Raw genomic sequence first — 15,528 nt, forward strand, 5'->3', positions numbered from 1 at the left:
GGCTCAAGAGCGAGGCGCGTATGCAAACACATCGGCGCGCATCTGGTGGGCATCCATACCCGCCTCCACCAGCGCATCCAGCGTGCCATAGACCATCGCCGGCGAACCGCTGGCGTAGACATGCAGCGATTTCAGGTCCGGGAAATCCTCACACACCGCCTCATGCAACATCCCGCAGCGCCCTTCCCAACCGCATTGATCGCTGACGACCTTGTGCAGGAACAGGTTGGGCAGCTTCAGCCATTCGTCCCAATGTTCGATTTCGTAGAAATCTTCCGGACGACGCACGCCCCAGTACAAATGCACCGGATGCTTGAAACCGTTGGCCCGGCAATGTTCGATCAGGCTGTGGATCTGGCCCATGCCGGTGCCGGCGGCAATCAATACCAGCGGTCCGTCCGGCAATTCCGCGAGATGGGTGTCGCCGAACGGCAGCTCGACCCGCACCATGGTGTTGCGCTGCAGTTGCTCGATCAGGCTCAGGGCACTGGCTTCACGCGCCAGGACATGGATTTCCAGATCTCGCCCACCGTGGGGCGCAGAAGCCATGGAAAAGGCTGACTTCTCGCCGTTCTCGCGCTCGATCATCAGGTACTGACCGGCGTGATAACGCGGCGGCTTGCCGGCCGGCGCACGCAGGCGCACGCGCCAGGTATCGCCACCGACGTCCCGGCATTCGATGACCTGACACGACAGGCTGCGCACCGGCAGTTCTCCCAGCGCAAGCACGCCATCCCACAGCAGGATGCAGTCTTCCAGCGGCTTCGCTATGCAAGTGTAGAACTCGCCGTGGTCATGCACCTTGCCGGCCTGTTCGACCCGGCCTTCCACCAGCAGCGCTGCGCACACGTGACAATTGCCGTTGCGACAGCTTTGCGGGCATTCATAGCCCAGGCGCCGCGCACCATCGAGAATCCGCTCTCCGGGCCGTATCTCGAGCACGGCTCCGGAGGGCTGCAGGGTTACACGCATCAATCTATTCCTAACTGATTCCAGATGGCATCGATCCGTTGGGTGACGGCATCATCCTTGACGATGACACGGCCCCACTCGCGAGTGGTTTCGCCCGGCCACTTGTGGGTGGCATCCAGGCCTATCTTCGAGCCGAGTCCCGACACCGGCGAGGCGAAGTCGAGGTAGTCGATCGGCGTGTTGTCGATCATCACCGTGTCGCGCTTGGGGTCCATGCGCGTGGTGATGGCCCAGATCACGTCGTTCCAGTCCCGCGCGTTGATGTCGTCGTCGGTGACGATAACGAACTTGGTGTACATGAACTGTCGCAAAAACGACCAGACTCCCAGCATCACGCGCTTGGCGTGGCCCGGATACGACTTCTTCATCGTCACCACGGCCATGCGGTACGAGCAGCCCTCCGGCGGCAGGTAAAAGTCGGTGATCTCCGGAAATTGCTTCTGCAGGATCGGCACGAACACTTCGTTCAGCGCCACGCCGAGAATCGCCGGCTCATCCGGCGGACGGCCGGTGTAGGTACTGTGGTAGATCGGTTTGATTCGGTGGGTGATGCGCTCGACGGTGAACACCGGGAAGCTGTCGACTTCGTTGTAGTAACCGGTGTGGTCGCCGTACGGGCCTTCGTCGGCCATCTCGCCCGGGTGGATCACGCCTTCAAGGATGATTTCGGCAGTGGCCGGCACTTGAAGGTCGTTGCCACGGCACTTCACCAGCTCGGTGCGACTGTCGCGCAACAGACCGGCGAAGGCGTATTCGGAGAGGCTGTCCGGCACCGGGGTGACGGCGCCGAGAATGGTCGCCGGATCCGCGCCGAGGGCCACGGACACCGGGAACGGCTGGCCCGGGTGCTTCTCGCACCACTCACGGAAGTCCAGCGCACCGCCACGGTGGCTGAGCCAGCGCATGATGACTTTGTTGCGGCCGATCACTTGCTGACGGTAGATGCCGAGGTTCTGCCGGTCCTTGTTCGGGCCTTTGGTGACCGTCAGGCCCCAGGTGATCAGTGGGGCCACGTCGCCCGGCCAGCAGGTCTGCACCGGCAGCATTGCCAGATCAACGTCATCGCCTTCGATGACGACTTCCTGGCAGGGTGCGTCTTTGACGACTTTCGGCGCCATCGCAATGATCTTGCGAAAGATCGGCAGCTTCGACCACGCGTCCTTCAAGCCCTTCGGCGGCTCCGGCTCCTTGAGGAACGCCAGCAGCTTGCCGATTTCGCGCAGCTCGCTGACCGACTCGGCACCCATGCCCATGGCAACCCGCTCGGGGGTGCCGAACAGGTTGCCGAGCACCGGAATGTCATAGCCGGTCGGCTTCTCGAACAGCAGCGCCGGGCCCTTGGCCCGCAGTGTGCGGTCGCACACCTCGGTCATTTCCAGCACCGGCGAGACGGGAATCCGGATGCGTTTCAACTCTCCGCGCTGCTCAAGCTGCTGCACGAAATCCCGAAGATCCTTGAATTTCATTGATGATGGCACCCTCAAAATAGGCGTACATCCTACCTGCTATGCCGGTCGCTGGCAGCCCGTCACTGCTTACTTGGCTGCATTCACCTGGCCTTTTGCGAGTTTTTTCCCGGACTGAAGACCGACAAACAACGGTTCAAGGATCGGTGCCACCAGGCGTGCGCCGACCTCCGAAAGGTGATTGTCATCGGTGTACAGGGAGTAGCCATCGAGCTCGGCGCGGCACAGACCGCTTTCGTCGCACAACCGAGACGCCGGGTCGATCACCCGTACCGCCGGATCCTTCGCCAGTTGGGCGAACAACTGGCTGATGAAGGCCTGGCGCTTGTGATGCTCGTCGACACTCTGGCCAACGCCCTCTACCGAGTGATCCAGCATCGCCAGCCGTGTGAGCCGATACGGTGGGCTGAAGGCCTGCAACGGCGCCTCCTTCACCAGCCAGACCCGGTGGCCGCCAGCGCGCAGTTGCGCGACCCGCGCCCGCAGACCGACGGCCAGACGCTGTTCGGCGGCGCTGCGGTCATATTGGCCGTCGCTTGTTCTGAGCACATGACCGAGATCACCTTTGGCATCGCCGTACAGATATAGACTCCAGCGTGCGACCAGCACCACATCACTGACCCGCTGCGCGCTCAAGCCTTGCTCGACCCGTCGGTTGAAGCGCGCACAAACCCCGTCATGCTCCAATCCTTCAACCGGGATACAACCGGGAGAACTGGCGAGAATCACGCTCACCCCGTGGGCTTTCGCGCCGTCGTCGAATATCGGAATCAGCGCCGTGGCATGACTGTCCCCCCAGACCATGGCCTGAGTCGGCAGGTTCTCCACACCGTAATGACAGAACAGTTTGTCGTCCGGCGTCTTGTCGTCCGCCAGGCATGCCATCAGCTCCGGGCGCCATTCGCGCCCCTTGGCGTATTGCAGTGCCTGTTCGGACAGGCGCCACGGCAAACCGTCGGTCCAGCGCAACGCCTGCCCGGCCAGGCCGATCACCAGGATGCCGCACAAGCCTGCCAGCAGAATCTGCCGGCGTCCGGCGAGCAAGCGTCGTTCGCGAAACGGCGTCTCGACGAACTTCCACGACAGATAGCCCAGTACCAGGGTCAACAGGATCAATCCTGCGATATCCAGCGCGCCGGGTTCTTCAACGCTGGCGTAGCTGGAAAACACGAATACCGGCCAATGCCAGAGATACCAGGAATAAGAGATCAGACCGAGACCGACCATCACCCGACTGCTCAAAAAGCGCCCCACTGCCGTTTCGCGATGACCGTTGGCCAGAATCAGCAGCACCACGCCCAGCACCGGCAACAACGCGGTCGCACCCGGGAACGGCGTCGACTTGTCATAGACGAACACCGCGAACAGGATCAGTCCCATGCCCGACAGGCTCAACAGCTGCGCTGCCAACGGTTTCAAACGCCACGCCTGTTTCGGCGCCACCGCCAGCATGGCACCGGCCAGCAACTCCCAGGCTCGCATCGGCAGCAGGAAGAAAGCTTTCTCCGGGTGGTGATTGATTGCCCACACACTCAGCCCGAAGGACAGCAGCAATATACCGAACAGCGCCAGTCGCCAGTGTTTCAGCCGGCTCGACAGCAGCGTCAGCAGCAACGGGAACACAATGTAGAACTGTTCCTCCACCGCCAGCGACCAGGTGTGCAGCAGTGGCTTGAGATCGGACGCGACGTCGAAATAGCCGTCCTGACGCATGAACAGGATGTTCGAGACAAAGGTCACCTGGTAGCGCACCGACCGCCCCAGCTCCTCGTAGTCCTTGGGTGCCAGCAGGAACCAGCCCACCGCCATCACGGCGATGATCATTGCAAACAGTGCCGGCAGGATCCGCCGGGCACGCCGGGCCCAGAACTCGACGAAGCTGAAACGCCCTGCCTGGCGCTGGTTCCAGATGATCGAGGTGATCAGGTAGCCGGAAATCACGAAAAACACGTCCACGCCGACAAAGCCGCCGGTGAACCCCGGGACGCCAAAGTGGAACAGCACCACGGCAATCACCGCGACTGCCCGCAAGCCGTCGATATCCCTTCGATAAGCGAGTGTGCTCATAAATCTTTAATGCCAATCATTTGGTTGTTTTTTGTACAGCCTCAGTCGCTGCGTGTTGTTTTGCCAACTCACTGACCTTACCAGATCGCAAACCTCCCATCGTCCGGACAAAAAACAGGCAAAAAAATGGCGCCCCCTCAGGGACGCCATTTCTGGACTCGACCGACGATGTTACTTGCGCTTCATCGACAGGAAGAATTCGTCGTTGGTCTTGGTCGTTTTCAGCTTGTCGACCAGGAACTCGATGGCCGCCACTTCGTCCATCGGGTGCAGCAGCTTGCGCAGGATCCACATACGCTGCAGTTCGTCGTCGGCGGTCAGCAACTCTTCGCGACGAGTACCGGACTTGTTGATGTTGATGGCCGGGAACACACGCTTTTCGGCGATGCGACGGTCCAGTGGCAGCTCCATGTTGCCGGTGCCCTTGAACTCTTCGTAGATCACTTCATCCATCTTCGAACCGGTTTCAACCAGCGCGGTGGCGATGATGGTCAGCGAGCCGCCTTCTTCGATGTTACGCGCGGCACCGAAGAAACGCTTCGGCTTCTCCAGGGCATGGGCATCGACACCACCGGTCAGCACCTTGCCAGAGCTCGGGATCACGGTGTTGTAGGCACGGGCCAGACGGGTGATGGAGTCAAGCAGGATCACCACGTCCTTCTTGTGCTCGACCAGGCGCTTGGCCTTCTCGATCACCATTTCAGCAACCTGCACGTGACGGGTCGGCGGCTCGTCGAAGGTCGAGGCAACCACTTCGCCGCGCACGGTGCGCTGCATTTCGGTCACTTCTTCCGGACGTTCGTCGATCAACAGCACGATCAGGTGAACTTCAGGGTTGTTACGGGCGATGTTCGCTGCGATGTTCTGCAGCATGATCGTTTTACCGGCTTTCGGCGGTGCAACGATCAGACCACGCTGGCCTTTGCCGATCGGGGCGCACAGGTCGATGACTCGACCGGTCAGGTCTTCGGTGGAACCGTTGCCGGCTTCCATCTTCATGCGCACGTTCGGGAACAGCGGGGTCAGGTTCTCGAAGAGAATCTTGTTCTTCGCGTTTTCCGGACGATCGAAGTTGATCGTGTCGACCTTGAGCAGGGCGAAATACCGCTCGCCTTCCTTCGGAGGGCGGATCTTGCCAACGATGGTGTCACCGGTGCGCAAGTTGAAACGGCGGATCTGGCTCGGCGAGACGTAAATGTCGTCAGGACCGGCGAGGTAGGAAGCGTCAGCGGAGCGCAGGAAGCCGAAGCCGTCCTGGAGAATCTCCAGCACGCCATCACCGGAGATTTCCTCACCGCTTTTAGCGTGCTTTTTCAGCAGGGAGAAAATCACGTCCTGCTTGCGCGAACGGGCCATATTTTCTATGCCCATCTGTTCGGCCAATTCGAGCAGTTCGGTAATCGGCTTTTGCTTGAGTTCAGTCAGATTCATATAGGAATGACGTAATCATTTATGGAGGGGGGAAATTAAGCTTTTGGCTTAATGAGGCCGCGCCGCGGAGAAGGCGACAGGATCGCGTACTTGTTCGAAAAGGAGTGCGTCGGCGACGGCTAGCAGGGGGCAGTGGAGAAACCAGTGCGGGGCCGAATGTACCACCTGAGTTTCGGAGCGTCTAGCCCTGAATACGCAAAAAGCCCCGCAATTTGCGGGGCTTTTTGAGGACAATCTTTACCGCGACGCTTAGATGTTGGCGTCGAGGAAAGCAGCCAGTTGCGACTTCGACAGGGCGCCGACCTTGGTCGCTTCCACGTTGCCGTTCTTGAACAGCATCAGGGTAGGAATACCCCGTACGCCGTGCTTGGCAGGGGTTTCCTGGTTTTCGTCGATGTTCAGCTTGGCAACGGTCAGCTTGCCTTTGTAAGTCTCTGCAATCTCGTCCAGAACCGGAGCGATCATTTTGCAAGGGCCGCACCATTCAGCCCAGTAGTCGACCAGGACAGCGCCTTCGGCCTTGAGTACGTCGGCTTCGAAGCTAGCGTCGCTAACGTGTTTGATCAGATCGCTGCTCATGGAATTCTCCAGGTTGTAAGCAAAAAAACGTGGCCCATCATAGCCGCCCTTCCCTTGTTCAGGAAGCCGCAGATGATTGAGTCTTGCTATGGCACTCGATGAGTTTGGGTATAGCTCAAGTCACGCACCGGCGGGGGCGATGAAGGCGATTCCGGTGCGCAGGGCTGCGTTGCGCACATGCTCCTGCATGGCTTTCTGCGCGGCGGCGGAGGCCCGGCGGGCCAGGGCGCGGAGGATCTTGCGGTGTTCCTGCCAGGTTTCCATGGCCCGCTCGGCGCGGATGAACGGTAATTTCTGGCTTTCCAGAAAGATGTCGGCGCTGGCGGTGAGGATGCTCAGCATCGCCTGATTGCCGCTGGCCAGCAGAATCCGCCGGTGGAATTCGAAATCCAGTCTCGCCGCTGCCTCGAAGTCGCCGGCACGCAGCTGCTCGCGCATGGCGGCGACGTTGTCTTCCAGTTCGTCCAGATCAAACGTGCTCAGCGTCACCGCCGCCAGACCGGCCGCAAACCCTTCCAGCGCATAGCGCAACTGAAAGATTTCCAGCGGCGAAGCCTGGGCTGCAAACGGCCAGGCCGGTGCACCCTCACCGCGCGGCAACTCGACCGGCGCCTGCACGAAAACGCCCTTGCCCGGCTGGATGCTGACCACCCCCAGCGCGCTCAAGGACGACAACGCCTCACGCAACGACGCGCGACTGACGCCCAGCTGAACCGCCAGATCCCGTTGCGAAGGCAGCGCATCGCCGGGGCGGAAGCCCTGCTCGGTAATCAATTTGCGGATCGCTTGCAGCGCCACTTCGGGTACGGCGCGAGAGATCGAGTTCATGGTTTTCCAGACGGACCAGGCCAAGGTGCGGCCAGTTGTAATGCTATTCGAGGCATCAGGCAAGTCGTGCCCCAGCGGGGTTCGGCGGTGCACGCCGATGCGCTATCGCAGTGCGAAATCCAACCTGACTGTTCAGACCAGTAAGACCGAACAAACCCGCTAAACCCGTGGCTTTGCACAGCCGAAGCCCAGTCTTGGCACGGCCCGTGCTCTGTCTGATCGCAGAATTCACTTCCCGCCGATCCGGAGATTGTCCATGACGAAGCGTTACAGCGCCCTCCTCGCCGCCCTGTTTGCCGGTCTGATGCTGAGCCAGGCCCCCGCCCATGCCGACGGACTGGACGACGTGGTCAAACGCGGCACCTTGAAAGTCGCCGTGCCTCAGGACTTCCCGCCCTTCGGTTCGGTCGGCCCGGACATGAAGCCGCGCGGCCTGGATATCGACACCGCGAAACTGCTGGCCGACCAGCTCAAGGTCAAACTCGAACTGACCCCGGTCAACAGCACCAACCGCATCCCGTTCCTGACCACCGGCAAGGTCGACCTGGTGATTTCCAGCCTCGGCAAGAACCCCGAGCGCGAAAAGGTCATCGATTTCTCCCGCGCCTACGCGCCGTTCTACCTCGCCGTGTTCGGCCCGCCGGATGCAGCCGTCAGCACCCTGGACGATCTCAAGGGCAAGACCATCAGCGTCACCCGTGGCGCGATCGAGGACATCGAGCTGACCAAGGTTGCCCCCGAAGGCGTGACCATCAAGCGCTTCGAGGACAACAACTCGACCATCGCCGCCTACCTCGCAGGGCAAGTTGACCTGATCGCCAGCGGCAACGTGGTGATGGTCGCGATCAGTGAAAAGAGCCCGAAACGCGTGCCCGCGCTGAAAGTGAAGCTCAAGGATTCGCCGGTTTACGTCGGCGTGAACAAAAACGAGCCGGCGCTGCTGGCCAAGGTCAACGAGATCCTGACCACCGCCAAGGCTGACGGCGCGCTGGAAAAGAACGCGCAGACCTGGCTCAAAGAGCCGCTGCCGGCCGACCTCTGACCGGCGCCGCGGGAGACTTTCATGGCCTATCAGTTCGATTTCTTGCCGGTGGTGGAAAACACCGACCTGCTGCTGCGCGGGGCGTTGTTCACCCTTGAGCTGACGGCCATCGGCGCGCTGTTCGGGGTTGGCGTGGGCATCGTCGGGGCGCTGGTGCGGGCGTGGAACATCCGCCCGTTCTCGGCGATCTTCGGCGTGTATGTGGAGTTGATCCGCAACACGCCGTTCCTGGTGCAACTGTTCTTCATCTTTTTCGGCCTGCCGTCCCTCGGCGTGCAGATTTCCGAGTGGCAGGCGGCGGTGCTGGCGATGGTGATCAACCTTGGTGCGTACTCGACCGAGATCATCCGCGCCGGCATCCAGGCGATTCCGCGCGGGCAGCTGGAAGCAGCGGCGGCCTTGGCGATGAGTCGCTTCGAAGCGTTCCGCCATGTGGTGCTGCTGCCGGCGCTGGGCAAGGTCTGGCCGGCGCTGAGCAGCCAGATCATCATCGTGATGCTCGGTTCGGCGGTGTGTTCGCAGATCGCCACCGAAGAGTTGAGCTTCGCCGCCAACTTCATTCAGTCGCGCAACTTCCGCGCTTTTGAAACCTACGCCCTGACCACCCTCATTTATCTGTGCATGGCGCTGCTGATCCGTCAGTTGCTGAACTGGCTCGGCCGGCGCTACCTGTCGAAAAGCAGCGCAAGGAGCAGCCAATGAGCGACTTCACGCTCTGGGACATCCTGCGCAACCTGCTCACCGGCCTGCAATGGACGCTGGCGCTGTCGCTGGTGGCGTTCATCGGCGGCGGGATCGTCGGGTTGCTGATCCTGATCATGCGCATCTCGAAAAACCCGCTGCCCAGCAGCATCGCCCGCACCTGGATCGAACTGTTCCAGGGCACACCGCTGTTGATGCAGCTGTTTCTGGTGTTCTTCGGCGTGGCGCTGGCCGGGGTGGAAATTTCGCCGTGGATGGCAGCGGCGATTGCCCTGACGCTGTTCACCAGCGCTTATCTGGCGGAGATCTGGCGCGGCTGCGTCGAGGCGATTCCCCATGGTCAGTGGGAGGCGTCGTCGAGCCTGGCGCTGAATCCGCTGGAGCAACTGCGCTACGTGATCCTCCCGCAGGCGCTGCGCATTGCCGTAGCACCGACCGTGGGTTTCTCGGTGCAAGTGGTCAAAGGCACCGCTGTGACCTCGATCATCGGCTTCACCGAACTGACCAAGACCGGCGGCATGCTCGCCAACGCCACCTTCGAACCGTTCATGGTCTACGGCCTCGTCGCCCTGGGCTACTTCCTGCTCTGCTACCCCCTGTCCCTCAGTGCGCGCTACCTGGAAAGGAGACTGCATGCCTCTGCTTAGAATTTCCGCCCTGCATAAATATTACGGCGATCACCACGTGCTCAAAGGCATCGACCTGAGCGTCGAGGAAGGCCAGGTCGTGGCGATCATCGGCCGCAGCGGCTCGGGCAAATCCACCCTGCTGCGCACCCTCAACGGTCTGGAATCGATCAACGATGGCGTGATCGAAGTCGACGGCGAATACCTCGACGCCGCCCGCGCCGATTTGCGCAGCCTGCGGCAGAAAGTCGGGATGGTGTTCCAGCAGTTCAACCTGTTCCCGCACCTGACGGTGGGCGAAAACGTGATGCTCGCGCCGCAAGTGGTACAGAAAGTACCCAAGGCCAAAGCGCAAGAGCTGGCGCGGCAGATGCTGGAGCGCGTCGGCCTGGGCGAGAAATTCGATGCCTTCCCGGATCGTCTCTCGGGTGGCCAGCAACAGCGCGTGGCGATTGCCCGGGCGCTGGCGATGTCACCCAAGGTGCTGCTGTGTGACGAGATCACTTCGGCGCTGGATCCGGAACTGGTCAATGAAGTGCTCGGCGTGGTCCGCCAGCTCGCGAAGGAAGGCATGACGCTGATCATGGTCACCCACGAAATGCGCTTCGCCCGGGAGGTCGGGGACAAGCTGGTGTTCATGCACCAGGGCAAGGTGCACGAGGTCGGGGACCCGAAAGTGCTGTTTGCCGATCCGCAGACGCCGGAGCTGGCGAATTTCATCGGAACCGTGGAAGCCGCAGGCTGAAAGCTGGCCGTCAGTGCGCTAAATCAAGGGTTTGAGCCATGCGCGTTGGCGGCAGCGTTTGATCGTGGCACGATGTCGGGGTTATCGACCGAGACCCCCAGACCATGCCGCAATCCCAAGCCAAGAATCTGTCCCTGATCGCCGCGATCGACCTGGGCTCCAACAGCTTCCACATGGTCGTGGCCAAGGCCCAGAACGGCGAAATCCGTATTCTCGAACGTCTCGGGGAGAAGGTGCAGCTGGCCGCCGGCATCGACGATGAGCGCCATCTCAACGAAGAATCCATGCAGCGCGGGCTCGACTGCCTCAAGCGTTTTGCTCAACTGATCAACGGCATGCCGCTGGGCGCCGTGCGGATCGTCGGCACCAATGCCCTGCGCGAAGCCCGTAACCGCCTGGAGTTCATCCACCGCGCCGAAGAAATCCTCGGCCACCCGGTGGAAGTCATTTCCGGCCGTGAAGAGGCGCGTCTGATCTACCTCGGCGTGTCCCACACCCTCGCCGACACCCCGGGCAAACGCCTGGTCGCCGACATCGGCGGCGGCAGTACCGAATTCATCATCGGCCAGCGTTTCGAGCCGTTGCTGCGCGAAAGCCTGCAAATGGGCTGCGTGAGTTTCACCCAGCGCTATTTCAAGGACGGCAAGATCACCCCGGCCCGCTACGCCCAGGCGTACACGGCGGCGCGGCTGGAAATCATGAGCATCGAACACGCCCTGCACCGTCTGACCTGGGATGAAGCCATCGGCTCCTCGGGCACCATCCGCGCCATCGGCCTGGCGCTGAAGGCCGGCGGTCACGGTACCGGCGAAGTGAACGCCGAAGGTCTGGCGTGGCTCAAGCGTCGCCTGTTCAAGCTCGGCGATGTCGACAAGATCGATTTCGAAGGCATCAAGCCGGATCGCCGGGCGATCTTCCCGGCGGGCCTGGCGATTCTCGAAGCAATCTTCGACGCCCTCGAACTGCAACGCATGGACCACTGCGAAGGCGCGCTGCGTGAAGGCGTGCTCTACGACCTGCTCGGCCGCCATCATCACGAAGACGTGCGCGAACGCACCCTGACCTCGCTGATGGAGCGCTACCACGTCGACCTCGAACAGGCTGCACGGGTCGAGCGCAAAGCCCTGCACGCGTTCGATCAAGTGGCCGTGGACTGGGAACTGGAAGACGGCATCTGGCGCGAACTGCTGGGCTGGGCGGCGAAAGTGCACGAAGTCGGGCTCGACATCGCTCACTACCACTACCACAAGCACGGCGCCTACCTGATCGAACACTCGGACCTCGCCGGGTTCTCCCGCGAAGACCAGCAAATGCTCGCCCTGCTGGTGCGCGGCCACCGCCGCAACATCCCCAAGGACAAGTTCGCCGAGTTCGGCGACGAGGGCGACAAGCTGATCCGCCTGTGCGTACTGCTGCGTTTCGCCATCCTGTTCCACCATATCCGTGGCACCCAGGCAATGCCGCAAGTGGCGCTGCACGCCAACGGCAACAACCTCGACGTGGAATTCCCGGAAAACTGGCTGGATGAAAACCAGCTGACCCAGGCGGATTTCGCGCTTGAGGCGGAGTGGCTGACGCGGGTGGGGATTGTTCTGACCGTGCACTGAGTAACGGGCAGACACAAAAAAGGCGATCCCGGATGGATCGCCTTTTTTATGGCCTTGAAACCTGCGGTCAGCTGCTCACCGGCAGAATCGGGCTGCCCAATCGCTCCAGCAGAGTCGCCTGGGCACTGCGCGGGTTCTGGTTGCCGGTCGGCGTGTTGCGGATGTAGCGGCCGTCCGATTGCAGGCTCCAGCTGTGGGTGTTGTCGGTCAGGTACAGCTCCAGCTCTTTCTTGACCCGGGTCAGCAGCTTCTTGCCTTCCACCGGGAAGCAAGTCTCGACGCGCTTGTCGAGGTTGCGCTCCATCCAGTCGGCACTGGACAGGAACATCTGCTCTTCGCCGCCGTTGAGGAAGTAGAACACCCGGGTGTGTTCAAGGAAGCGGCCGATGATCGAGCGCACGTGAATGTTGTGCGAAACCCCGGCGATACCCGGACGCAGGCAGCACATGCCGCGCACCACCAGATCGATGCGCACGCCGGACTGGCTGGCCTTGTACAGCGCGCGGATGATCTTCGGATCGGTCAGCGAGTTGAACTTGGCGATGATGTGCGCCGGCTTGCCGTCGAGCGCGAACTGCGTCTCGCGGGTGATCATGTCGAGCATGCCCTTCTTGAGGGTGAACGGCGCATGCAGCAGTTTTTTCATGCGCAGCGTTTTGCCCATCCCGATCAACTGGCTGAACAGTTTGCCGACGTCTTCGCACAAGGCATCGTCGGAGGTCAGCAGGCTGTAGTCGGTGTACAGGCGGGCGTTGCCGGCGTGGTAGTTACCGGTGCCGAGGTGCGCGTAACGCACGATCTCGCCGGCTTCGCGGCGCAGGATCAGCATCATCTTGGCGTGGGTCTTGAAGCCGACCACGCCGTAGATCACCACCGCACCCGCCGCCTGCAGACGGCTGGCCAGTTGCAGGTTGGACTCTTCGTCGAAGCGCGCACGCAGCTCGATGACCGCCGTCACTTCCTTGCCGTTACGCGCGGCGTCCACCAGCGCATCGACGATTTCCGAGTTGGCGCCGGAGCGGTACAGCGTCTGGCGCACGGCCAGAACGTGTGGGTCTTTCGCGGCCTGGCGCAGCAGGTCGACCACCGGGGTGAAGGACTCGAACGGGTGCAGCAGCAGGATGTCCTGCTTGCTGATCACGCTGAAAATGTTCTCGCTGTTCTGCAGCAGTTTCGGGATCTGCGGGGTGAACGGCGTGTATTGCAGCTCCGGATGGCTGTCCAGACCAGTGATGCTGAACAGACGGGTCAGGTTGACCGGGCCGTTGACCTGATAAAGCTCGGTCTCGCTCAGGTTGAACTGCTTGAGCAGGTAGTCCGACAGGTGTTTCGGGCAAGTGTCGGCGACTTCCAGGCGTACGGCGTCACCGTAACGACGGGAGAACAGTTCGCCACGCAGGGCGCGGGCCAGGTCTTCGACGTCTTCGGAATCGAGCGCCAGGTCGGCGTTTCGGGTCAGGCGGAACTGGTAGCAGCCTTTTACCTTCATGCCCTGGAACAGGTCATCGGCGTGGGCGTGGATCATCGACGACAGGAACACATAGTTGTCGCCAGGTCCGCCGACTTCTTCCGGCACCTTGATGATCCGTGGCAGCAGACGGGGTGCCGGAATGATCGCCAGACCGGAATCGCGACCGAAGGCGTCGATGCCTTCGAGCTCGACGATAAAGTTCAGGCTCTTGTTCACCAGCAACGGGAACGGGTGCGTCGGGTCGAGGCCGATCGGGGTGATGATCGGCGCGATCTCGTCGCGGAAGTAGCGGCGCACCCAGGTTTTGATCTTGGTCGTCCAGTGGCGGCGACGGATGAAGCGCACCTGATGCTTTTCCAGCTCTGGCAGCAGAATGTCGTTGAGGATCGCGTACTGGCGGTCTACATGACCGTGCACCAGCTCGCTGATGCGGGCCAGGGCCTGATGCGGTTGCAGACCATCGGCGCCGGCCTGTTCACGGGCGAAGGTGATCTGCTTCTTGAGGCCGGCGACGCGGATTTCAAAGAATTCGTCGAGGTTGCTGGAGAAGATCAGCAGAAACTTCAGCCGCTCCAGCAACGGGTAGGACTCGTCCAGCGCCTGCTCCAGCACGCGGATGTTGAACTGCAGTTGCGACAATTCACGGTGGATGTACAGGCTGCTGTCATCCAGGCCGGGAATCGCGATCACCGGTGCCGCCGCGACGGGTTCAGTTGCCGGCGCGGGTGGCGCAGGCTCCAGTTCCGGCGGGGTTTCGGTAATCTGCTCGACCACGGGTTGAGCTTCTTTTACGGCAACTTCAGTGAGTCCTTCGGTATTCATCGAATGTTCCTGGGAGGGCTATTTCTGCTCTCGTAACAATTGAGCGGCGCGGACAGCAAAGTAAGTGAGGATGCCATCAGCGCCGGCACGTTTAAAGGCGGTCAGGGATTCGAGGATCACGCCTTCGCTCAACCAGCCATTCTGGATCGCCGCCATATGCATGGCGTATTCGCCGCTGACCTGATAGACGAAGGTCGGCACTTTGAAGGCATCTTTTACCCGGAACAAAATGTCCAGGTACGGCATGCCGGGTTTGACCATGACCATGTCCGCGCCTTCAGACAAGTCCGCGCCCACTTCGTGCAGCGCTTCGTCGCTGTTGGCCGGGTCCATCTGGTAGGAGGCCTTGTTCGCCTTGCCCAGGTTCGCGGCCGAACCCACGGCGTCACGGAACGGGCCGTAATAGGCACTGGCGTACTTGGCCGAGTAGGCCATGATCCGCACGTTGACGTGACCGGCCAGCTCCAGCGCTTCGCGGATCGCCTGGATGCGGCCGTCCATCATGTCCGACGGGGCAACCACCTGGGCGCCAGCGGCAGCATGGGACAACGCCTGTTTGACCAGTGCATCGACGGTGATGTCGTTCTGCACGTAGCCTTCTTCGTCAAGAATGCCGTCCTGACCGTGAGTGGTGAACGGGTCGAGGGCGACATCAGTGATCACGCCCAGCTCCGGGAATCGGTCACGCAGGGCGCGGGTGGCGCGCTGGGCGATACCTTCGGGATTCCAGGCTTCGGCGGCATCGAGGGATTTGAGTTCAGGTGGCGTGACCGGGAACAGCGCCAGTGCCGGAATCCCCAATTCGACCCATTTGGCGGCTTCTTCAAGCAGCAGGTCGATGGTCAGGCGCTCGACGCCCGGCATCGAGGCCACGGCTTCGCGGCGATTTTCACCGTCGAGCACGAACACCGGCAGGATCAGGTCATCGACCGTCAGGACATTCTCACGCACCAGCCGCCGGGAAAAATCATCACGACGATTGCGACGCAGGCGGGTGGCGGGGAACAGGCGGTTGGCTGGGGTAAAGCTCACGGCAGACTCCTGAGCCCGCGCAAACGGGCGAGCGTGACAGTTATAAGCGGCCATTATGACGGTCGTATTACAGTTATGTGCACCCCTGTGACACGTAGCCGCAATCCATTGTCGTTGTAGGAAATGTTAACGTCGAGA

General features: G+C 61.5%; 13 protein-coding genes. 5 read left to right on the forward strand and 8 right to left on the reverse strand.

The window, feature by feature from the left end; genetic code table 11:
* Window positions 1-3: 3 nt before the first annotated feature.
* The 6 genes from C6Y56_RS27650 to C6Y56_RS27675 form a co-directional block, all read right to left on the reverse strand.
* Window positions 4-972, reverse strand: coding sequence for a CDP-6-deoxy-delta-3,4-glucoseen reductase (locus C6Y56_RS27650; protein ID WP_169432399.1), 969 nt, complete (start codon window positions 970-972; stop codon window positions 4-6).
* Entirely contained in the window at window positions 972-2,438 is a 1,467-nt protein-coding gene (gene ubiD, locus C6Y56_RS27655) for a 4-hydroxy-3-polyprenylbenzoate decarboxylase (protein WP_169432400.1), read from the reverse strand. Before ubiD ends, C6Y56_RS27650 begins: the two co-directional genes overlap by 1 nt.
* Window positions 2,439-2,507: 69 nt before the next feature.
* Entirely contained in the window at window positions 2,508-4,505 is a 1,998-nt protein-coding gene (locus tag C6Y56_RS27660) for an acyltransferase family protein (protein ID WP_169432401.1), read from the reverse strand.
* Window positions 4,506-4,676: 171 nt separating this feature from the next.
* Complete coding sequence (gene rho, locus C6Y56_RS27665; RefSeq protein WP_007951825.1) at window positions 4,677-5,936, reverse strand: transcription termination factor Rho; 1,260 nt, start codon at window positions 5,934-5,936, stop codon at window positions 4,677-4,679.
* A gap of 249 nt (window positions 5,937-6,185) precedes the next feature.
* On the reverse strand, window positions 6,186-6,515 hold the full coding sequence (gene trxA, locus C6Y56_RS27670; protein ID WP_003206727.1) for a thioredoxin TrxA: 330 nt from the start codon (window positions 6,513-6,515) through the stop codon (window positions 6,186-6,188).
* A 120-nt stretch (window positions 6,516-6,635) separates the two neighbouring features.
* Entirely contained in the window at window positions 6,636-7,343 is a 708-nt protein-coding gene (locus C6Y56_RS27675; protein ID WP_169432402.1) for a FadR/GntR family transcriptional regulator, read from the reverse strand.
* A gap of 256 nt (window positions 7,344-7,599) precedes the next feature.
* Here C6Y56_RS27675 and C6Y56_RS27680 point away from each other — a divergent pair, with 256 nt between their 5' ends.
* The 5 genes from C6Y56_RS27680 (at window position 7,600) to ppx (ending at window position 12,065) form a co-directional block, all read left to right on the forward strand.
* A complete protein-coding gene (locus C6Y56_RS27680; protein WP_169432403.1) occupies window positions 7,600-8,385 on the forward strand; it encodes a transporter substrate-binding domain-containing protein in 786 nt (261 codons plus the stop codon).
* Between the two features lie 21 nt (window positions 8,386-8,406).
* Window positions 8,407-9,087, forward strand: a complete 681-nt coding sequence (locus C6Y56_RS27685) for an amino acid ABC transporter permease (protein ID WP_039765327.1) — start codon at window positions 8,407-8,409, stop codon at window positions 9,085-9,087.
* Complete coding sequence (locus C6Y56_RS27690; RefSeq protein WP_169432404.1) at window positions 9,084-9,734, forward strand: amino acid ABC transporter permease; 651 nt, start codon at window positions 9,084-9,086, stop codon at window positions 9,732-9,734. Before C6Y56_RS27685 ends, C6Y56_RS27690 begins: the two co-directional genes overlap by 4 nt.
* The gene (locus C6Y56_RS27695; protein WP_169432405.1) at window positions 9,721-10,458 is read left to right on the forward strand and encodes an amino acid ABC transporter ATP-binding protein; all 738 of its coding nucleotides are present in this window, start codon (window positions 9,721-9,723) and stop codon (window positions 10,456-10,458) included. Before C6Y56_RS27690 ends, C6Y56_RS27695 begins: the two co-directional genes overlap by 14 nt.
* 104 nt (window positions 10,459-10,562) lie before the next feature.
* Window positions 10,563-12,065: an exopolyphosphatase gene (ppx, locus tag C6Y56_RS27700; RefSeq protein WP_169432406.1), complete on the forward strand. Its 1,503-nt coding sequence runs from the start codon at window positions 10,563-10,565 to the stop codon at window positions 12,063-12,065.
* 67 nt (window positions 12,066-12,132) lie between these two features.
* Here the strand turns inward: ppx and ppk1 are convergent, their stop codons facing one another.
* The gene (gene ppk1, locus C6Y56_RS27705; protein WP_169432407.1) at window positions 12,133-14,358 is read right to left on the reverse strand and encodes a polyphosphate kinase 1; all 2,226 of its coding nucleotides are present in this window, start codon (window positions 14,356-14,358) and stop codon (window positions 12,133-12,135) included.
* An 18-nt stretch (window positions 14,359-14,376) separates the two neighbouring features.
* Window positions 14,377-15,390: a porphobilinogen synthase gene (hemB, locus tag C6Y56_RS27710; protein WP_007951836.1), complete on the reverse strand. Its 1,014-nt coding sequence runs from the start codon at window positions 15,388-15,390 to the stop codon at window positions 14,377-14,379.
* Window positions 15,391-15,528 lie beyond the last annotated feature (138 nt).

The organism is Pseudomonas fluorescens (genome assembly GCF_012974785.1).
In the GTDB taxonomy this organism is placed as follows: Bacteria; Pseudomonadota; Gammaproteobacteria; order Pseudomonadales; family Pseudomonadaceae; genus Aquipseudomonas; species Aquipseudomonas fluorescens_BT.